19 protein-coding genes and 2 tRNA genes are annotated in these 19,807 nt (G+C 61.2%); 10 read left to right on the top strand and 11 right to left on the bottom strand.

Features of this window, described 5'->3' with window-relative positions:
• The first annotated feature begins 7 nt into the window (after window positions 1–7).
• Window positions 8–790, top strand: coding sequence for a PKD domain-containing protein (locus ACR3YK_RS10365; RefSeq protein ID WP_486174797.1), 783 nt, complete (start codon window positions 8–10; stop codon window positions 788–790).
• 31 nt (window positions 791–821) lie between these two features.
• On the opposite strand, the gene ACR3YK_RS10360 is transcribed toward ACR3YK_RS10365, so the two are convergent.
• Window positions 822–1,613, bottom strand: a complete 792-nt coding sequence (locus ACR3YK_RS10360; protein WP_486174796.1) for a class I SAM-dependent methyltransferase — start codon at window positions 1,611–1,613, stop codon at window positions 822–824.
• 22 nt (window positions 1,614–1,635) lie between these two features.
• Between ACR3YK_RS10360 and ACR3YK_RS10355 the strand changes: the two genes are divergently transcribed.
• Window positions 1,636–3,660, top strand: a complete 2,025-nt coding sequence (locus ACR3YK_RS10355; RefSeq protein WP_486174795.1) for a M3 family metallopeptidase — start codon at window positions 1,636–1,638, stop codon at window positions 3,658–3,660.
• A 404-nt stretch (window positions 3,661–4,064) separates the two neighbouring features.
• Here ACR3YK_RS10355 and clpX read toward each other — a convergent pair whose 3' ends face one another.
• Window positions 4,065–5,342 (bottom strand): ATP-dependent Clp protease ATP-binding subunit ClpX, encoded by a 1,278-nt coding sequence (gene clpX / locus ACR3YK_RS10350; RefSeq protein WP_486174794.1) that lies wholly within the window; start codon window positions 5,340–5,342, stop codon window positions 4,065–4,067.
• 189 nt (window positions 5,343–5,531) lie between these two features.
• Between clpX and ACR3YK_RS10345 the strand changes: the two genes are divergently transcribed.
• The 3 genes from ACR3YK_RS10345 (at window position 5,532) to ACR3YK_RS10335 (ending at window position 7,556) form a co-directional block, all read left to right on the top strand.
• Complete coding sequence (locus tag ACR3YK_RS10345) at window positions 5,532–6,110, top strand: hypothetical protein (protein WP_486174793.1); 579 nt, start codon at window positions 5,532–5,534, stop codon at window positions 6,108–6,110.
• Between the two features lie 61 nt (window positions 6,111–6,171).
• The gene (locus ACR3YK_RS10340; RefSeq protein ID WP_486174792.1) at window positions 6,172–6,894 is read left to right on the top strand and encodes a YcnI family copper-binding membrane protein; all 723 of its coding nucleotides are present in this window, start codon (window positions 6,172–6,174) and stop codon (window positions 6,892–6,894) included.
• An 8-nt stretch (window positions 6,895–6,902) separates the two neighbouring features.
• Complete coding sequence (locus ACR3YK_RS10335; protein WP_486174791.1) at window positions 6,903–7,556, top strand: copper resistance CopC family protein; 654 nt, start codon at window positions 6,903–6,905, stop codon at window positions 7,554–7,556.
• Window positions 7,557–7,677: 121 nt separating this feature from the next.
• Here the strand turns inward: ACR3YK_RS10335 and ACR3YK_RS10330 are convergent, their stop codons facing one another.
• Together ACR3YK_RS10330 and ACR3YK_RS10325 are read right to left on the bottom strand one after the other, a co-directional pair.
• Window positions 7,678–8,352 carry an ATP-dependent Clp protease proteolytic subunit gene (locus tag ACR3YK_RS10330; RefSeq protein ID WP_486174790.1) on the bottom strand — a complete coding sequence of 225 codons (675 nt, stop codon included), beginning with the start codon at window positions 8,350–8,352 and terminating at the stop codon, window positions 7,678–7,680.
• Between the two features lie 2 nt (window positions 8,353–8,354).
• Window positions 8,355–8,975 (bottom strand): ATP-dependent Clp protease proteolytic subunit, encoded by a 621-nt coding sequence (locus ACR3YK_RS10325; RefSeq protein ID WP_486174789.1) that lies wholly within the window; start codon window positions 8,973–8,975, stop codon window positions 8,355–8,357.
• 119 nt (window positions 8,976–9,094) lie between these two features.
• Here ACR3YK_RS10325 and ACR3YK_RS10320 point away from each other — a divergent pair, with 119 nt between their 5' ends.
• Entirely contained in the window at window positions 9,095–9,583 is a 489-nt protein-coding gene (locus tag ACR3YK_RS10320) for a tetratricopeptide repeat protein (protein ID WP_486174788.1), read from the top strand.
• Between the two features lie 61 nt (window positions 9,584–9,644).
• The gene (locus ACR3YK_RS10315; RefSeq protein WP_486174787.1) at window positions 9,645–10,601 is read left to right on the top strand and encodes a nucleoside hydrolase; all 957 of its coding nucleotides are present in this window, start codon (window positions 9,645–9,647) and stop codon (window positions 10,599–10,601) included.
• Between the two features lie 71 nt (window positions 10,602–10,672).
• Here the strand turns inward: ACR3YK_RS10315 and tig are convergent, their stop codons facing one another.
• Together tig and ACR3YK_RS10305 are read right to left on the bottom strand one after the other, a co-directional pair.
• Complete coding sequence (gene tig, locus ACR3YK_RS10310) at window positions 10,673–12,004, bottom strand: trigger factor (RefSeq protein WP_486174786.1); 1,332 nt, start codon at window positions 12,002–12,004, stop codon at window positions 10,673–10,675.
• A 35-nt stretch (window positions 12,005–12,039) separates the two neighbouring features.
• Window positions 12,040–12,113 (bottom strand) — tRNA-Pro (locus ACR3YK_RS10305).
• A gap of 256 nt (window positions 12,114–12,369) precedes the next feature.
• Between ACR3YK_RS10305 and ACR3YK_RS10300 the strand changes: the two genes are divergently transcribed.
• Window positions 12,370–12,443, top strand: a tRNA-Gly gene (locus tag ACR3YK_RS10300).
• A gap of 63 nt (window positions 12,444–12,506) precedes the next feature.
• Here ACR3YK_RS10300 and ACR3YK_RS10295 read toward each other — a convergent pair.
• The 5 genes from ACR3YK_RS10295 to ACR3YK_RS10275 form a co-directional block, all read right to left on the bottom strand.
• A complete protein-coding gene (locus ACR3YK_RS10295; RefSeq protein WP_486174785.1) occupies window positions 12,507–12,917 on the bottom strand; it encodes a nuclear transport factor 2 family protein in 411 nt (136 codons plus the stop codon).
• Window positions 12,918–12,922: 5 nt separating this feature from the next.
• The gene (locus ACR3YK_RS10290) at window positions 12,923–13,729 is read right to left on the bottom strand and encodes an MBL fold metallo-hydrolase (RefSeq protein ID WP_486174784.1); all 807 of its coding nucleotides are present in this window, start codon (window positions 13,727–13,729) and stop codon (window positions 12,923–12,925) included.
• A gap of 125 nt (window positions 13,730–13,854) precedes the next feature.
• The gene (locus tag ACR3YK_RS10285) at window positions 13,855–14,349 is read right to left on the bottom strand and encodes a MarR family winged helix-turn-helix transcriptional regulator (protein WP_486174783.1); all 495 of its coding nucleotides are present in this window, start codon (window positions 14,347–14,349) and stop codon (window positions 13,855–13,857) included.
• A 20-nt stretch (window positions 14,350–14,369) separates the two neighbouring features.
• Window positions 14,370–15,227, bottom strand: coding sequence for an alpha/beta hydrolase fold domain-containing protein (locus ACR3YK_RS10280; RefSeq protein WP_486174782.1), 858 nt, complete (start codon window positions 15,225–15,227; stop codon window positions 14,370–14,372).
• A 66-nt stretch (window positions 15,228–15,293) separates the two neighbouring features.
• Window positions 15,294–15,467, bottom strand: a complete 174-nt coding sequence (locus ACR3YK_RS10275) for a hypothetical protein (RefSeq protein WP_486174781.1) — start codon at window positions 15,465–15,467, stop codon at window positions 15,294–15,296.
• A 184-nt stretch (window positions 15,468–15,651) separates the two neighbouring features.
• On the opposite strand from ACR3YK_RS10275, the gene ACR3YK_RS10270 reads away from it, so the two are divergent.
• Together ACR3YK_RS10270 and ACR3YK_RS10265 are read left to right on the top strand one after the other, a co-directional pair.
• Window positions 15,652–15,837: a DUF2510 domain-containing protein gene (locus tag ACR3YK_RS10270; protein ID WP_100388709.1), complete on the top strand. Its 186-nt coding sequence runs from the start codon at window positions 15,652–15,654 to the stop codon at window positions 15,835–15,837.
• A gap of 51 nt (window positions 15,838–15,888) precedes the next feature.
• A complete protein-coding gene (locus tag ACR3YK_RS10265; RefSeq protein WP_486174780.1) occupies window positions 15,889–19,800 on the top strand; it encodes an SCO7613 C-terminal domain-containing membrane protein in 3,912 nt (1,303 codons plus the stop codon).
• Window positions 19,801–19,807: the final 7 nt, after the last annotated feature.

Here is a 19,807-nt window from a genome sequence, read left to right as displayed (position 1 = left end):
GAACGCGTTGGCGTTTTTGATTAGCACCTCGCTAGCGGCGGCTTCCCTCCTTTTCCAGTCGGGCGTCGATGAAGATGACCTACTCGCCGGAATCGACACTTCTGGTCAAGCCATTGAAGTCGAAGGCGTTCGAGAGTCAGATGGCTTCGTCGGCGGGGACTACGACTCCGGCCATGAGACTGACGGCGCGGCATACATTCCCGTTGATGCTTCCCCGCCCACCGTCGAAGAAGCGTGGTGCGATATCCAGCGCCTTGAGTGCGTGCCGTGGACTCCCCCGGCCGAGGACGCTGATGGGGCCACCGGACCGATCACGATTTCAGACATCGCCACGTTCCGCCCGCAACCTCCGACCGCAGCGATGCAACCCAACCAGTGGATGATCGTCGGCCTCGACACCAACTTTTACGCCAACACATCCACCCATATCGTTGATGGCACTCTTTTCGGTGGCACCGCCCAAGTGCGCTTCACCCCGATCGGTTACGACTGGGACTACGGCGATGGCAGTACCGCTAGCACTAGCAACCCCGGCAGAACCTGGGCCAAATACCGGATCGCCGAATTCGATCCCACCCCCACCAGCCACGTCTACGACGCCCCCGGTGACTACACCATCACCCTCGCCGTGACCTACGCCGCCGAATATCGGGTAGCCGGCAGTAGCTGGCAAAACGTTGTCGGAACCCTCACTATCGTCGCCCCGCCACTGACCGCCACCGCAGGCCACGCCACCACCGTCCTCGTTGATCAAGACTGCAACGCGAACCCCACCGGCATCGGCTGCTAAGGCCCACAGCAATCCGCAGCAAACGCTCTCCCTAAACGCGCGCCACAATCTCGCCATGCGGCATCGCCATCCACCCCTCAGGCGAATCCGCCCACTCACGCCACGCGCTGCTGATCTGCTGCAGTACCTCTTGCGTGGCCAGCGACTTGCTCAGAGCGTCCGCGGCGAAGGCCGACTCCAACACCCGCGCCTCCCACATACTGCCCCACCACTCACGGTCAGTCTCATCAGAAAAATTCCAGATCGAAGCCGACGTCACAACATCGACCAAACCTGCCTTCATCGCCCACGCCTTCAAACGGCGGCCAGCATTCGGCTCTCCCCCATTACTGCGATGCACAGCGTCATAGACATCAGCCCAGACCTTCAGCCCCGGCAGTTCAGGGAAACAAATAGTGCCCGCATAGTCCACATCGCGCACCGCAATGAGTCCACCCGGCTTAGCCACACGCCTCATCTCCACAAGAGCCGCGACCGGATCGCCCAAATGTTGCAGAGTCTGATGCGCGTGCACGAGATCGAAACTGTTGTCATCGAACGGCAGCGCATACGCGTCGCCCACGACAAAACCCAAGTTCACCGCGGTGAAAGCCGAAGCTTTTTCTATCGCTGCGGCAGCAGCATCCACACCGACAACGCGGCCCGGGGCCAGTCGTTCGGCAAACTCCGCTGTGATCGTGCCCGGCCCGCAGCCGATATCAAGCAACGAGAGCCCCGACTCGAGGTGCGGTTCAAGATACGCGGCTGAGTTGGCGATCGTGCGCCACGTGTGCGATTTCAACACACTCTCATGATGGCCGTGGGTATATCGCTCGCTCGTCATCTTCCGAGAATAGGGTAGAAGAATGACCAATCCTTTCTTTGAGCCCAGCACGCTGCCCTTCGGCATGCCACCCTTTGCCGACATCGAAGACGAGCACTACGCTCCCGCGTTCGAAAAAGGCATGGCCGAGCAACTCGCCGAAATCGACGCGATCACCTCTCAGGCTGAAACGCCCAGCTTCGAGAACACCATGATCCCGCTCGAAAAGAGCGGTCAGCTTCTCAACCGGGTCGCGACAGTCTTCTTCAACAAAACGTCCGCCGATGGCGATGCAGCCTCGGATGCTCTCGAAGAGGTCATCGCTCCCCAACTTGCCGCGCACAACGACGCCATCAGCCTCAACAGTGCCCTCTACGAACGCATCCGCAGCATCCGCGACGGTCTCGACTCCACTGAGCTGGATGCCGAAGCCCGCTACCTCGTCGAGCGTTACTTCACCGAGTTCACGCTTGCCGGTGCTGGCCTCTCCGACGAGGCCAAAGCGACCCTGCGTGACTACAACTCGCGCCTCTCGACCCTCACGACCAAGTTCGAGAAGAACTTGCTCGCCGATACCAACGACCTCGCCGTCGTGGTGGACAGCATCGACGAGCTCGACGGCCTTGACGCCTCCGAGATTTCGGCGGCGGCCAGCGCCGCGCATGATCGCGGGCTCACCGGCAAGTACCTCATCACGCTCATCCTCCCCACGAACCAGCCGCACCTCTCCGTTTTGAAGAATGCGGATGTTCGTGGCCGGGTTATGGCGGCGTCACGTTCGCGCGGCATCCGAGGCGGAGAGTTCGACAACCGCGAGCTCGTGCTTGAGATCGCAAAGGTTCGTTCGCAACGTGCGGCGCTCTTAGGCTTCGAAAGTCACGCCGCCTGGGTAACGGCCGATGAGACCGCACAAAACCCGCAGCGGGTCGCTGACATGCTCGGCAAGCTTGCTCCTGCCGCAGCGCGCAACGCTCGTGCTGAGCACGCGGCTCTAGAGAAGCTCGCCGGCACCGAGGTGTCCGCGGCCGACTGGGCGTACTACGCCGAAAAAGTACGCGCCGAGCAGTACAACGTCGACACCGCCCAGATGCGCCCCTACTTCGAAGCGGAGCGCGTGCTGCGCGACGGAGTGTTCTTCGCGGCCACCAAACTCTATGGCGTCACTTTCACCGAACGCCGTGACTTGCCGGCGTACCACCCCGACGTGCGAGTCTTCGAAGTCACGAACGAGGATGGCAGCGAGGTCGGCCTTTATACCCTCGACCTCTACACGCGCGATTCCAAGCGCGGCGGCGCCTGGATGAACTCGCTCATCTCGCAGTCGGACCTACTCGGGCATCCGGTGATTGTCACAAACAACCTCAATGTGCCGAAGCCGGCCGCAGGTGAACCCACACTGCTGACCTACGACGAGGTCAATACCCTGTTCCACGAGTTCGGGCATGCGCTGCACGGACTCTTTGCCCGCGTCACGTACCCCAAGTTCTCGGGCACCAACACCTATCGCGACTTTGTCGAGTTCCCCAGCCAAGTAAACGAAATGTGGATGCTCTGGCCCGAGGTTCTCGACAACTATGCCAAGCACTACGAGACGGGCGAGCCCATGCCTCGCGAGATCGTGGAGCGCATCCAGGCCAGCGCCGCCTTCAACGAGGGCTTCCTCACGAGCGAGTATCTCGCTGCTGCCCTGATCGACCAGGCCTGGCACCGCATCGGTGTTACCGACGAGGTTACGGATGTCGCAGCTTTTGAAGCGCAAGCGTTGACCGAAGTCGGTCTCGACAACCCCGCCGTGCCTCCCCGCTACTCCAGCACATACTTTCAGCACATCTTCGCGAACTCCGCCTACGACGCGGGCTACTACTCCTACATTTGGAGTGAAGTATTGGATGCCGACACCGTCGAATGGTTCACCGAGAACGGCGGACTCACCCGCGAAAACGGCGACCGCTTCCGTTCGCGGCTGCTCGGCGTCGGCGGGTCAAAGAACCCGCTCGAAGCATTTCGGGACTTCCGTGGACGTGACGCCGAGCTTCAGCCCCTGCTGAAGCGTCGCGGCCTCAACTAATCACCACCAGCGGGTGCGGGCGTCGATCTCACCGAAATTGACGTCCGCACTGTAGTTAAAGCCACGCGAGAACTGAACGCATAGCCTGAAGCTCCTAGGAAAAGCACAGCAGTTGATGGATTGTTGTGCTCGACCCACAAAAATTGGTGAAAACCTTTCGCTAATGCCCTCTGGTCGGGCACAATAGTGCCGGTCGCATTAGTCGCGCCCCTTCACACTTAGACGTCACCTAGCACGATGTCCTGAGGGCGATCCCATCTCAGCCTTACCCGAATCTGGTTGCAGTGAGCTTGCCCGGCGCGATCGCCCTCAGGACTATCACTTCGGCGCTCTACAACGCCACAGAGCGCAGACGCCCGAAGGCTTCTGCGCTCTGTAGTGGGCGACTGCGTCGACGTGGGCCGCTACGCGGACTTCTCCGCACGCAATGGCTTACGAGGAACGATTGTGGGCGCTGCGTTCTCGAGAACGGCAGCCTTGGTCACGATGACGCGACCAACGGTCTCGTCGGAGGGGACGTCGAACATGATCGGCCCGAGAACTTCTTCCAGAATGGCACGCAATCCGCGGGCACCCGTCTGGCGAAGCACCGCAAGGTCGGCAATCGATTCGAGGGCTTCTCTATCGAACTCAAGCTCGACACCGTCCAACTCGAACATGCGCTGATACTGACGAACGAGAGCATTCTTCGGCGTGGTCAAAATGTCCATGAGGGCAACCTGGTCGAGCTGGGTGACCGTAGTGACTACCGGCAATCGCCCGATGAATTCAGGAATGAGACCAAACTTGTGAAGGTCTTCAGGAAGAACCTCACCAAAGAGGTTCACATCGTCGCCCTTGCTGTGCAGTGGCGCTCCGAAGCCAATGCCCTTTTTTCCGGCACGGTTGGAGATGATCTCTTCGAGCCCCGCGAACGCGCCAGCAACGATGAACAGAACGTTGGTCGTATCGATCTGAATGAACTCTTGGTGAGGGTGCTTGCGACCACCCTGCGGCGGTACCGATGCGACAGTACCCTCGAGAATTTTCAATAGAGCCTGCTGAACTCCCTCACCCGACACGTCGCGCGTGATGGAGGGGTTCTCCGCCTTACGAGCGATCTTGTCGATCTCATCGATGTAGATGATGCCGGTCTCGGCGCGCTTGACGTCGTAGTCGGCAGCCTGCAGGAGCTTGAGGAGGATGTTCTCGACATCCTCACCGACGTAGCCGGCTTCGGTAAGCGCGGTGGCATCCGCAACAGCGAAAGGAACGTTGAGGCGCTTGGCCAACGTCTGAGCGAGGTAGGTCTTGCCGCAACCGGTGGGACCGATGAGCAGAATGTTTGACTTGGCAATTTCGACGTCGTCGATCACGGCATCGGCCGAAGTGATGGTGCTGCGAGCACGAACGCGCTTGTAGTGGTTGTAGACGGCGACGGAGAGCGAGCGCTTGGCTGCCTCTTGGCCGATGACGTATTCCTCAAGGAAGTCGTAGATTTCGCGTGGCTTAGGCAGATCGAACTCGCTCGATGGCTCTTCCCCAGCTTCAGCAAGACGCTCTTCAATAATCTCGTTGCACAGATCTACGCACTCATCGCAGATATAGACACCCGGACCGGCAATCAATTGCTGTACCTGCTTTTGGCTCTTGCCGCAGAAGGAACACTTGAGCAGGTCCGCGCTTTCCCCAATTCGGGCCATGCCGGTTCCTCTCCTTGAGTAAATACCTTGGCAATGAGCCTAACCCGATATTCGTTCAGTCTCCGTCACCATTACTGGCGGCGTTTCGGCGAGTCGAAGGAAGGGTGCGCGCACGACATCCACGATTCCATCAGTGCGACTCAAACGAACTAGGCTTGACGGGTTCGCTACCGCCACGAAAGGAGCCCCATGCACACTCGTGCGATGCGTGCGCTTCGTGGCAGCGTTGCGGCTTTCTTCGCCACCTTTACGGCGGCGTTCTCTCATCAGTTCGCCGGTGGCGTTACGCCATCGCTGTTCGGCATGGGCGTCTCCCTCGTACTCTCGATCACGATCTGCACATTGCTCGCCGGGCGCACTGTTTCGTTCACCCGACTGAGCATCGCTATTCTCGCCAGCCAAGCGATGTACCACGTGCTTTTCAGCTCAATGCTGACGCCTACCGGCATCGCCAAGCACGACATGGCAGCCATGAGCTTCGATTTCAGTTCGGTTGCGCAATCCGCTGATTCGGTGATGTCGCTTTCGCACATCGTCGCTGCTGTCGTGACGATCGTTGCCTTCCGATACGCCGAAGTCGCGTTCTGGGGCTTGCTCGACACGGCGCGCATTCTCTTGGCGCGTCTTTTCTCCTCCCTCACCCTCGCGGCGACTCCGGTACTGGAGTTCCGTCTGGCACCACGCGCAGAGCCAGTTGCGGAGCTCGCGGCGCGTTTCCTCTCAATCACTCGATATCGGGGACCTCCAGCGTCTCTCGCCGCGGCCTAATAGTGCCGCACAGCATCCCCGTATCCGTCGCACCTTCGCGACTTTTTTGAGAAAGAAACTAATGAAAAACTTCACTAAAGCTGCCCTCGCCCTCTCCGCAGGCGCAGCACTCGCCGTCGCCGCTCCTCTCGCCGCTATGGCTCACGTCACTATCGACCCTGGGCAGTCCGAGGCTGGAAGTTACGCTCTCATCACGGTCAAGGTTCCAAACGAATCAGACACCGAGAAGACCAATCGCGTTCAGCTCAACCTCCCGACAGACACACCATTCACGAGCGTACGTTTCGTTCCCGTTCCCGGATGGGACGCAGAGCTCGTCCGCAGCGAACTACCCGAGCCTGTCATGGTGGGCGAAAGTGAGATCACCGAAGCGGTGACCTCGATCGTGTGGACCGCTCAGGCTGGCTCAGAGCTCGGCGATGGCGCGCTGCTACTGCTTCCCATCTCGCTCGGACCGGTTCCGGATGTCGGCAGCGTTGTTCTCACGGCGGACCAGACGTACACCGATGGTTCGGTAGTGAGTTGGAGTGAAACAGAAGAGGGAGCCGAAAAGCCTGCTCCCGTGCTTTACGTCAACGATGCCCCGATGGATCACCATGGCGACAGCGCCGCAGACGATGACGCTCACGGCGACGACCACGCTATGGACGACTCTCACGACGACTCGGCCGCTGATTCCTCCAGCGGGGACCCTGTTGCTCGCGGGCTCGGAATCGCGGGCCTCGTAGCTGGTCTCGGTGCTCTCGTTGCGGCCTTCGCGTTCCGTCGTCCCGCCTCAAAGTAGTCATCGCTATGCGTCGAATTATCCAGATCGGCGCCGCGTTAAGCGCGGCCACGCTTGTATCCTTAGTGCTGCTCGTGGCCGCGCCCACGTCCGGGCCGGCATCTGCGCACAATTACCTGGTTGACAGCACACCGCTCGAGGGCGAAACGCTCACTGCGCTGCCGGAAGAGTTCTCTGTGACCACCAACGACACCCTGCTTGATCTAGCCGGGGACGGCGGTGGTTTTGCGATTCAGATCTTGGATGCTGACGGTCGCTATTACGGAGACGGTTGCGTCAGCATCCGCGACGAGTCGCTCTCGACGACGGCGGCTCTCGGTGAGCCTGGTGAGTACCGGGTGCTCTGGCAACTGGTGTCAGCCGACGGCCACACCGTGTCAGACGAAATCAGTTTCACCTGGCAACCGGATGCTGATCAGGTGCTCTCTGATGCTCTGGAGGCGCCACCGGCGTGCGGCGGCGGTTCACTTGAAGGGGGCAGCACTCCCCCGGCGTCGTCGGGAAGTTCCGAGGATGCCGTGGACGACGGATCGAACTCCGGTGCGCTCGTCGACGCCAGCACCCTCGTGCTCCTCGGCAGCGCCGTCGCGATCGTGCTCGTCGCTGGCGTGGCGATCTTCTTGATCTCGGTCAAGCGCAAGAAAGGCGAACCACAGAGCTAGTCAGCGCTCGTGTGAGTGATCGATCCAACCACTATGGTTCGCGGTGTCACTGCCGCGCACCTTAACGAACTAAGGCGGCCGCCCTCGGAGGGTGACCGCCTTAGTTACGTTCACACAGAGACTAGCTTGTGATCGCGGGCAAGTTCTTACGGCTCGTGAGAACTTGATCGATGAGGCCGTACTCTAGGGCCTCGGCCGCGCTCAGAATCTTGTCGCGTTCGATGTCTTTGTTGATTTGCTCAGCCGTGCGGTTCGAGTGGTGGGCGAGCGTCTCCTCAAGCCATTCACGCATGCGAAGAATCTCACGTGCCTGAATCTCGATGTCTGAGGCCTGACTCGCGCCTTCTGAGCCACCGCTGGGCTGGTGGATGAGGATGCGAGCGTTGGGCAGCGCCAACCGCTTTCCCGGGGTACCGCCGGCGGTGATCACGGCCGCAGCCGAGGCCGCCTGTCCCAGAACTACTGTCTGAATCTGTGGGCGGATGTACTGCATCGTGTCGTAGATCGCGGTCATGGCGGTGAACGAGCCACCAGGCGAGTTGATGTACATCACGATGTCGCGGTCAGGGTCCTGGCTCTCGAGGACGAGGAGCTGCGCCATGACGTCGTCGGCGGAAGCGTCGTCGATCTGCACACCGAGGAAGATGATGCGATCTTCGAACAGCTTGGCGTACGGGTCTTGGCGCTTGTAACCGTAAGCCGTACGCTCCTCGAAAGTCGGCAGAACATAACGAGCATCTGCATCCGGACGGCCAATGCCTGCGGGTGCTTGAGCACCGAGGTTAAAGTTCTCCATAATTAGTCCTTCTTGCCGGTTGCGTTGTCGTCGGTCGCGTTTTCTTCGGTACCGCCGCCGCCGACTACGTCGGAGGCAAACTCGCGCAGATGATCAACGAAGCCGTATTCGAGTGCTTCTTGGGCTGTGAACCAGTTGTCGCGGTCGTTGTCGATAAGAACCTGTTCGACGCTCTTGCCGGTCTGCTCTGCAGTGAGCTCTGCCATGCGCTTCTTCATGTCGAGGATGACGCCAGCCTGAGTCTGAATGTCGGCCGCGGTTCCACCGAATCCACCCGACGGCTGGTGCAGGAGCACGCGGGCGTTGGGGGTGATGTAGCGCTTCCCCTTGGTGCCCGAGGAAAGCAGGAACTGCCCCATTGAGGCAGCAAGGCCAATTCCGACGGTGACGATGTCGTTCGGAACGAACTTCATCGTGTCGTAGATCGCCATACCGGCGGTGATCGAGCCACCGGGCGAGTTGATGTAAAGGTAGATGTCGCGCTTGGGATCCTCTGCTGCGAGCAGCAAGATCTTTGCGCAGATCTCGTTCGCGTTTGAGTCGCGCACCTCTGAGCCGAGCCAGATGATGCGGTCCTTGAGGAGTTGGTCGAAGATGCTCGAGACCAATGCCGGTTGGGCCATTGTTGCGCTCCATTTCAGTTATCGCGTAGTAAGAATCTATCCGAGTGCGGCCCGCGATTCTGGCGTGTTCGCCCTAGGCAAAGTACCGCGTCGCCCGAGGCTGCTTGTAGGCTCACCGAATGCAGCAGAACTGGCGCGATCGAATCGCAGATATTTGGGCCCATGCAGCCACCATGGCCGAGCACGATGTTGTCGCGGCGATCGATGAGCTTGTCGCCGAACGTGGCCCTGACGATGCCGAAGCGCTCTTCGAGGCAGCGGGGGCGCGCGACTATGCCGGGTTAGAGACCGAGGCTGAGCCGCTCTACCGCCGAGCCATCGAGAATGGCTTGGATGCGGCCCTGATGCCCCGTGCGACAATCCAGTTGGCCAGCACGCTACGCAATCTCAATCGCATCGAGGAGTCGATCGCTCTCCTCGAGCAGCAGCTCCACGAGCATCCCGATGATGAGTGGACGGGCCCTACCGCCGCATTTCTCGCTCTTGCCCTCACGAGTCGCGGTGATCCCACGCAGGGTGCCGCAGTCGCCCTGATGGCCTTGGCAAGCTATCTCCCTCTGTATCAGCGTTCGGTGCGCGGGTACGCTGCCGAGTTATTTGCCGATTAGTTCGCGCAGCAGGTGACGGCACCCGTCACGGTGAGCACTGCAGCGGCAATAGCATTGCCGCATGCAGCAAATGATTCTCGACGTCGACACTGGTATTGACGATGCGCTCGCGCTGATGCTGGCGGTGCGACACCCCGGTGTCACTCTGAGAGCGGTGACGTGCGTGGCCGGCAACGCAAGCCTTGAGCAGGTCGTGCGCAATACTTTGACCGTTCTGGATGCGGCGGGAGCCGGCGATGTTCCGGTAGCCGCGGGTGCCAACCGCCCGTTACTCGCCGACGCGCATCCGGCTGCTCACGTTCATGGCGTGGATGGACTCGCCGATCTCGGCCTGCCCGCATCCACTCGTCAGGGCGTTCCGCTTCATGCGGTTGAGCTGTTGCGTCGCGAAATTCTCGCGAGCCCCACTCCGGTCACGCTCGTTCCGCTCGCTCCGATGACGAATATCGCCCTCTTGGTGCGCACCTATCCGGAGGTGCTCGCCAACGTTGAACGCATCGTGTTCATGGGCGGCTCGGCCTCTGTCGGCAACGCGACGGCCGTCGCAGAGTTCAACACATGGCACGATCCCGAGGCTGCTGAGATCGTGCTCACCGCGGGTGTTCCGATCACGATGTATGGCTTGGATGTTTTCTATGCCGTCACCATTGCGCCCGCCGAGATTGCCACTCTCGCGGCCTCGGCAGAGGCCGGAGCTCAACTGACTGGCCGCTTGCTCCAGCACCTTGTCACGGTGAAGGGCGGCGAGGTTCGCGTTGCCGGTGATGGACACGGCGATATTGGGGATGCTGGTGCGGTCTGCGCTGCCATCGATCCGCGCGGCCTCACCACAGTGCATGTGCCGGTGCGCGTCAGCCTGGCCGATCCGCTCACTCGCGGACAAACTGTGGTCGACCACCGCACCGCTGGGCATGCGCAAGACGGCGCTGCTGACAACAGCTCTCGCCGCATCGATGTCGCGCTCGGCGTCGACGGCGCTCGCTATGCGCGCCTCTTTGTCGAGACAATCACACGCTGACGTTTTCGCCCTTAACGACCTCACGGCCGACTAGATAACTAGTCGGCCGTGAGGGGGTAAAACTATGTCGCTTAGGACTCGTCGCTTGCGTCGTCTGCTGCAACAACTTCTTCAGCAGAGTCTGAGTTGGCGAGAGCGGTGAAAGCCGAGACGTCGACGGCCTTGCCCTTGGTGTCAACAACCTTGGCCTTGCTGAGCACGACTGCGAGAGCCTTGCTGCGAGCAACCTCAGCCACCATGGCGGGGATCTGGCCGTTCTTGTCCAAGATCTGGATGAACTCGCCGGGCTCCATGCCGTACTGCTGAGCGCCCTGCACGAGGTACGAGGTGAGCTCTTCCTGGCTGACCTTGATCTCTTCCTTCTCAACGATCGAGTCGAGGAGGATCTGCGAGCGGAAGGTCTTCTCGCTGGCGACGACTACCTCTGCGCGGTGTTCGTCGTCTTCGAGGCGGTTCTCGTTCTCGAGGTGACGGTGAACTTCGTCTTCAACGAGCTTCTCGGGAACGGGGATCTCCACGCTCTTGAGCAGTTCGTCAACGATCTGGTCGCGAGCTTCAGAAGCCTGACCGAACGACTTGGAGCGCTTTACCTGCTCCTTGAGGTCGGCCTTGAGCTCCTTGATGGTGTCGAACTCGCTAGCCATCTGAGCGAAGTCGTCGTCAGCCTCAGGAAGCTCGCGCTCCTTGACGGTGAGCAGCGAAACGCTGATGACGGCGGTTTCGCCCTCGTGGTCTCCGCCGAGCAGTACTGACTCGAAGGTGGTGGATTCGCCGGCGCTTAGCGAGTCAAGGGCTTCGTCGATGCCCTCGATCAGTTCACCCGAGCCGAGCTCGTAGGAAATGCTCGTTGCGGAGTCAACCTCGGTGTCGCCGATCTTGGCGACAAGGTCGAGCTGAGCGAAGTCGCCGGTCTTGGCCGGACGGTCGACGGTAACGAGCGTGCCAAAACGAGCACGCAGGGTGTCGAGTTCAGTCTTGACGTCGTCGGCGGATGCTTCAACAGCGTCAACCGTGAGGGTGAGCTTGTCGTAGGCAGGCATCTCGAACTCGGGGCGAACGTCAACCTCGATAGCGAGAACGAGGTCTCCGCTGAAGTCCTTGACCTCGGGCCAGGTGACGATGTCAGCCTCGGGGCGACCGAGAACGCGAATCTCTTCTTCGGTAACAGCCTGGCGATAGAAGCCATCGAGTCCATCGCTCACAGCGTGGTTCAAGATCTCTTCGCGGCCAACGCGCTGGTCAACCAGCTGCGGCGGCACCTTTCCCTTGCGGAAGCCGGGGATGTTGATCTGCGAGGCGATGTGGCTATACGCGTGATCGATGCTCGGCTTGAGCTCTTCGGGGGTGACCGAGATGTTGAGCTTGACGCGGGTCGGGCTCAACTTCTCAACGGTTGTCTTCACGTCGTGGATCTCCTGTAATTCGATGGTGTATTTCGTCGGGGCGACAGGATTCGAACCTGCGACCTCTCGGTCCCAAACCGAGCGCTCTACCAAGCTGAGCTACGCCCCGGGGCGCCGTGTTTTTCATGGCCACGGCATCGCAGAGCAATACCGACACAAAATTGGCCTCGGCAAGTCTAGCCTGAGCGCGCAGAGAATGTTGACGAGATCCAGATATCGAGCTTTTTTGCATCCCGTTCAGCAGGTTTATCGTGCTCTGATCCAGCAATTCGCTGGGAAGTTTCGCCTTGAGCGATCTCGACTTCGCACTTTGCGAGGTTTCAGGTACAGTATTCCTCGGTACACAGCACGAACGGGTACCAAATGGGGATGTAGCTTAATGGTAAAGCCTCAGTCTTCCAAACTGATGACCGGAGTTCGATTCTCCGTATCCCCTCCATTGCAGAATGAAGGCCGCCTCACTGAGGCGGCCTTCATTCGTTAACGCGGTACTCCGCTGTCCTTAGATGCTTGCAGCCTCGGCCACTTTGGCCGTGTCGACGAACTGCTCGAAGCGCACGATGAGTCCTCCGCGCACCACGAAGTGGTGGGCCACCCGCACGTTGAGAGCTTTATGAGTTGCACGATTCGTCGCTGTGTAGCGAGCAAGCACAACAACGTTTTCACCGTCGACCACGTAGCTGTCGTCGTGGGCGATCCACCCGTCCCAGTCTCGGCCCAGCACCTCCATTACGGATGAAGTGACCCCTTCTGGCGTACGGTATGTGCCCGCGAGAGGGAAGCCCGCCATCTCGGTCCATTCCACGTCTGGTGCAAGCGTTTCGCGAAGCGCATCGAGATCGCCTGCTGCGGAGGCCAGGTATTGGCGACGAACGACGTCGCGAGGTTCTGTGGATGTTGCGAAGTCAGTCATCGGTTCTAACCCCATGCCATTTCGCCCTTCGCTACCTTCGGGCCGAGCTGTGCTGCGATGAGCATGCCCGACTGGGGGTAGGCCTCGATAAGCGCTGCGGTGGTTGCGGCGCCGTCAGCGGCATCCGCCAACACCTGCTCGAAAGTGACGAGGTAGTCACGGGTGTAGGTCAGTGCGCTCGCGTCGTTTGCGGTGTCGGGGAGGCGGTGCCCGGCAATCACAAGTTGGGCATCGAGCGCGATCATCTCGTTGAGCTGCTCGATCCAGGCCGCACGACGTTCGACGGTCGCAGTGTCTGCGGTCCAGACGTGTTCTTGCTGAAAGACGAGAACTCCGCCGAGAATAGCGCGATCTTCGGCGCTCCAGAGGTAGTGGCGGTCAGGAAGCACTTCTGAACCTCCACGCAGTTCGAGGCGCTGTCCATCAACCTCAAGGTAGTCAGCGCCTAGAGCGGTGAGCTCAACAAGGCGCGTAGGCAGATTGACTCCGAGCGCCGACCAAGCCTGCAGTTTTCCCTCAAACGAGGAGCGGATGTGGTCGATTACGATCGACGTCGCTACAAGGTCGGCTTCGGGGAAGGCGTCCGCGATCACCTCAAGACCGAAGTAGAAATCGGGGTCCGCGTGACTAACAAATACGGTGGTGAGCTTTTTGCCGGAATCGAGAATGGCCGCAACTAGACGGTGACCGTCTGCACGGGTGAATGCGGCATCCACAAGGAGAGCCTCGGTCTCCCCCGTGACGAGCACTGCGGATTTGTTCGGCGAACCAGCGGGAAAGTCGAGGTCGAAGACTTCGTAGTTGAGAGACATAGTGCGTTGTTCCTTTCTGAGCGGCCCCGAAAGCATCGGGGGCACAGCATCGCGTGCCGCGCATCAGGTACAACAAAGGCTGATCAGTCAGGTATTCCCACTCGCAGAAAGAAACTGCGAATTCGTTAGGGCATCACCGGCAGCGACGCGGACGCGCTCTTACTCAGGGTTCGTATCGCTTGCCCAAAGACCGCAGCTTGATCCTCCGGCAAGACGGAAAGAAGATGAGTTTCCACGTTCCGCGCGTGAAGAGCGCTCGCGGCCAGAAGCACTTCTTCTCCGTGCGGCGTGAGCTCGATCAGCTGCACCCGCTTGTCGTCGACTGAGGCCCGACGCACGATGAACCCACGTTTCTCAGCTCGGTTCACCAGCCGGGTAGCGCCACCGGAAGTCAGCACGCGAGCTTGAGCAATGTCTCGCACCGGGACACCACCGGCACCAGCACGCCCGACAACGAGGAGCAACTCGAAGAGGCTGTGGTCGAGATCAAGTTCTTCGTGCAGCGACTGAGCGAGGATGTACTCCAGACGATTCGCGGCGCCGAGAAGCCGGCCGAACACGAGAATGCGCGGATCGTTGGCAGCCTCGCTCGCCGAGGTGAAATGGGGAAGCTTGTTCACGCTCCCACTGTAAGCGCTCGCTAACGGGGTGGTGTTGGCACGCCGCCGCTGATTGCACGCACAATAACGGAGCGCGCCTCGGCGGCCTCGGGAATCGGCAAGAGTGGGTAGTCGTGGATCATGCCCTCCCCCACGCGGAAGTCGAGGGCGAGGCCCTCTTTCTGCGCACGATCACGAAGGCGCAGAGCATCCGCATGCACGAGGTCTCGGGTTCCCGTAAAAACAGTGATGGGGGCGAGGCCAGCGAGGTCGCCGTGGATGGGGCTCACACGCCAGTCGCTCTCGTCGAGCTCGGCACGATAGAGCGCCCCTGCCGCGTGCGTTCCCGGAACCGCAAGCCACGGATCCCGCGGAGCGATCTCCGCCAACATCGGGTCGGTGCCGCTGATGTCGAGCCAGGGCGCAATTAGCACGATCGAGCGGAGCGGAGGAAGTTTGCGGTCGCGCAGCTCCATGGAAACGGCCATCGCCATGCCACCGCCGGAGGAATCCCCCATCACGCTGACATTCTCAGCGCCGACGTCGGCCACAACGGATTGAACGATGGATGCCGCTCGATCAACAACCACGGAAGCACGGCCGTCGGGGGCGAGAGGCATGATCGGAACGGTGAACGTCGTTCCGGTGGCGCGCACGAGACGGGCGATGAGCTTCCAGTGCAGCGGATCGATCTGAAAAACGTAGCTTCCACCGTGGAGGTATACGACGTGGCCGGCGCCCGAAGACGACTGGGGCGCAATCGTGAACACGGGCCAACCGCCAACATCGCGGCGTGAGACCGAGACGTGCCGGGAGATCGACGCCGGCGGGGCAAACCGGACAGGTTTCTTTCGAAGCTCAGCGATCCGCGCGAGAGTTCGCTGGGGATCGCTGAACATGCGTTTTGACCCTCGAAGGGTCAACGCAAGTGGAGCGAGCCGACTGAGAAGGCTCGCCATGCGGTGCTAGCTGTCTACGCGCTTTATTACGTGGATTGGGATGAAGACTCCCGCAGTGGTGACGAGCAGGCCACCGATGAACACGACAGACTCTAGACCCTCAACGTAGAAGGCTTCGCCCATCATGTAGATGCCGCCCACGAAGAGCACGAAGGAAATTACAAATCCAAGAATGTTCACTCCTCCATCTTACCCACGAGTCTTCTCGCACCGGCGTCATCGCCACCGATGCACGTACCCCCTTGTGGGGTCGCAAACGTGCCCCCTATACTGGGGACTAGCCGTTCCCCGAACTGATCCTTGGCGGCTGGATCACAGGCCACACCCGTATCGCCCCCGTGGCAGGGCACCTTGGACGCCCCCGATGTCTAACACTGCAACTCAACTTCCTCCCTTCGGCTGGTACCCGGACCCCGCTGGTAGCCACTTGCTCCGCTGGTGGGATGGCAAGGTCTGGACCAACCGTCTCGAAAAGCCTCGCCCTGAACTTCAGGCTGCAAAGGGCTACGCCCAGCAACAGTCCACACTTTCGCGCCTCATCGCCTCCTAGGCTTTCAGCACCGCTACTCTGAGACTTCCTCCCGAAAGGAAGTCAGAGTAGATGGTCAGTTCAGCGCGTTCCTTCATCAAACATGTAGGTCATGTTCTCTTCCCTCGTGGACCGCGCGACCTCACCGATACCTCGCGATGCCCGGCGTGCTTCGTCGTGCTCCCGCCGTCTGCGGTGTGCTCACGATGTGGGCTTGATCTCAACCACCCGGATGCTGCCCTGCTTCTCGAGGAATCACTCGACATAGCAACTCTGCTCGAATCGCGGCTCGAGATCATCGGCAAAATCCGTTTCGAGACCGCCACAGCCAGCACCGCCGCTGCCGCTTCAAACACTGCCGCTCCCAGCGCAGCCGCTCCGAGCACAGCTACTTCTCGCGCAGCGACTCCCAGCACGGTACCTCCGGTCACAGCTGCTCCGAGCACGGTACCTCCCTTCGCAGCTGCCCCAGAACAGACAGCGGGTTCCCGCGTCGGCACTCCGACTACTCGCGATGGTGCAGGCTCGTCTGCCGCGGTGGCCAGCAGTCCCGGCCCTGCGACAACAGGCAAGCCGCACTCCGGCATCCAAGTTCTCTTGCTTGTTGTTGGTGTCTCGTTACTTTCTATCGGCGCGATCTTCTTCCTCGTTTACGCATTCCTGACGTTCGGTCTCATCTGGCGTTCTGCAATCGTCGCAAGTATCACAATCGCGAGTATCGTGACGGCATCTGCCACGAAACGCCGGGGGCTTGCCGCTACCGGCGAAGCGCTCTCTGCCCTCGCCGTGGTCCTGGTAGTTCTCGATATCTACGCGCTGCGAGCTAATGACCTCGTAGTGCTCGGCGACGGGGCAGGGCGACTGTACTGGGGCGCCGCGCTATTGCTCGCCGCTCTCGGATTCATGCTGTGGCATCGAACAAGTGCTCTCGTGCTCGTCAACGTGGTGGGCTACGCGCTGCTTCCTCTTGCCGCAGCGCTTCTGGTCGGCGGGCTCACTAGCGAGAGTTCCTTCGAAACGGCGATGCTCGCGACTCTTGTTGCTGTGGCCGCTGCTTCGCTCGTTCATGTCTTCGCCGCTCACGACTCTTATGCTGCTCGCGCTGAGCAAATCATCGGCATCGTCTACTCCTTCGTCGCGTTTGCTGGAGCTCCCGTCTTCATCGCCGTCGCCTATCTCGCGAGCAGTGGCCGGGAAACTGCAGGGTGGCTGTTCGCGCTCTCTGCGCTTGCCGGATTCCATGGAATCGCAACGTGGGGCCGCGGCAGCCTTCTGGCTGGCGTGCAGAACGCGTACGCCGCTGTGGCAGGCGTACTGTTGGGCGCGGCACTCTGGGTCAGCATCATCCCTCGCTTTGATGCGGTCGAAGCCGGGGAAGCATCACCGTCTTCTCTGTTCCTTGTCGTCGCCACGCTCACGGCCACAGCACTTGCCAGCGAAACCATCGGGAGGCGGCTCGCGACCGCTGGCCGACTCGCAACTTTCTGGGCTGCGGTTGGAGTCTGGATTGTCGCCGGCGCTGCCGCGATCATCCCTCTCTTTCAGTCACTCTTCGTCGCGCTGCAATTTACCGGGCAACAAAGTCTGCGACGCATCACGCCCGGCAGCGCACCTTTTGACATCGAGCACAGCGGCTGGCCCCAGCTGACTGTGTTGATCGTGCCGCTAGCGATGACGATTTTCTGGTGGCTCACCCGCCAGTTGCGCAACCGCCTACATATCGTCCTCAGCAGCGCCGGCCTCGCCCTTGCGCTGGCTGCGCCCCTCACGGGCACCCTGCTCGGAGCGACTATCGTGTGGCTGGTGCTGGCGACCGTAGCTGTGGCATCGATTGCTCGCGACAAACGACGCAACGGGGCCCGACACATCCACGTCACTATTGTGGCAAGCGGGTTGCTCCCCCTCGCGTTGGCCTACAGCTCGGCGTGGTCCAGTCACCACACGTGGGTACTCGCGAGCGTGGTGACAGCCGCGCTACTTGTCTCCGCACGCCTCACCGTTACTAGCCGCGCAAGCCGCGCCGCTCTGCTGGGCAGCGCTAGCATCGTGCTGCTCTTGGCAGCAGCCGGAGTGGGCGAACAACTGCAATTCGGCGTCACTGACGGGCAACCGAACCAACTCGAATCGTGGCTCGTGGTCGGAGCCGCAGGCGTGCTGCTACTGGCGCTCTCCTTCTGGAAATCGGCGCCGCAGACAACCGTGGTAGATCGTCTCACGGTGTGGTGGATCGGGCTGGCAGCAACCTCCCTCGCCGCCGCAGTGCTGTGGAACGCCTCGGTTAACGGCGCGCCCAGCGACTCAGCACCGCTAGTGCTCAACCTGCCACTCGTGAGTTTCATCATCGCCGCGGCCGCCCTCGTAGCGCTCGCTCTCACCATGACGGGTCGCGTCGGAATCGACCGGCTCGAAGCTCGCTACACGGCAGCAGCGCTCCTCGCGCCAGCCACGGTGTGGGCGCTCGACAGCGCGAGTCGCGCTCTGGGACTCTCCGACATCGCGATCCAGCTGGCGCCGGCAACCGCATCCGTCCTCGTCGGCGCGGCCAGCATGGCTCTGCGTGTACGCGGACTTCACCCAAGGATGCGCCGCGTCAGCGAGATCAGCGCACTCACCGTGGCGGGCATCACCGCCGCCAACGCGATCGTCGAGCCGCGAGCCAGTCACTGGCTCATCGTGCTGCTGGTCTCGATCACGTTGCTGCTGGCATCCATTGCTCGCGATGGCATCTTCGGTTCGCACTCACCGCGCCGACACCTCGTGTGGGCCGCCGTTACCTTCGGCACTGGGGCGCTCTGGCTGCGGCTCGACCAGGGGCGCGTCGAAGCACTTGAGGCCTATGTGCTGCCGCTCGCCGCTGTCGTGCTCATCGTGGGCACGTTCACGGCACGCGCAGAACTGCGCCAGTCACGCCTCGTCTCCGCTCCCGCGATTGTGCTCGCCGCACTGCTCATCGCCGTTTTGCCGCTGGGGCTCAACGCTGCATCGGGCAGCGGCCTGCACACGCTCATCATTGCCGGACTCAGCGGAGCGCTGCTGCTCACCGCCTGCTTTGTTGAGCCTCATGATCGACTCGTCGACTTCTGGGGGGTCGCGATCGTCGCCGCCGGCGTCGGACTCGTTGCCACGACCGGTAGTCGTGCGCTCGTGCTGGCGAGCCAGAGCACCAACGCATTGCCAGAACTCGACTCCTGGCTGCTGGGCGCCGTTGCCGTGATCGCCCTCGGCAGTTTCGGCCTCGCCTCCACCAGCTTCACTACCGATCCGGCACATTCGCGTTGGGCACCGACGAGCGAGATTCTGCTCGGAACCGCGCTCGTGCTGCTGTTCGCGATAGAAACCCTCGTTCTGCTCGACTCCGGCAGCGTCGAGAACGCTCTAGACAGCATCCGCATCGTTGGACTCGTAGCGATCGGCAGCGCGCTGTTGCTCGTGACGGCTCGCCCCTCGACACGACCGCTCACGCACCGCATTAGCTACCTCGCGTTCGGGCTCGCGAGCGTCGTCGGGGCCATCGCTGCGCTCGGAGGGCTCATCACTCCCGTTGAGTGGGTCACCGTTCCGCTCGGTACTGCCGTGCTGATCCACGGCGCGATTCGCATGGCACGCTACCCCGAACGTCGCAGCTTCTCCGCGCTCACCGCCGGGTTAGTAATCATTCTGTTGCCCAGCCTGATCGCGACATTCATCGCCACCGACAGCCTCAACACGGTGTGGAGAATCCTTGCTCTCGGCATTGCTTCCGTCGTCGCTATCGTCGCCGGCACCTGGCTCAAACTTCAAGCACCCCTCGTGATCGGTGCCGGTGTCGCTCTCATTCATGCGGCGCACACGTTTGCTCCCGCCATCGTCGCGCTGTACCAACTCACCGATTGGTGGCTGTGGGCCGTGGTCGGCGGCGCGATCGTGTTGTTCCTCGGCATCACGCTCGAGCGGCGCATCCGGGATCTGAAGACTCTCAACACGAAGTTCAGTGCCCTTCGCTAGCGAGAAA

The sequence above is a fragment of the Salinibacterium sp. 10G20-15 genome (assembly GCF_057365065.1).
The sequence above is the reverse complement of the archived record's forward strand: the minus strand, read 5'-3'. Positions and strand labels throughout refer to the sequence as shown.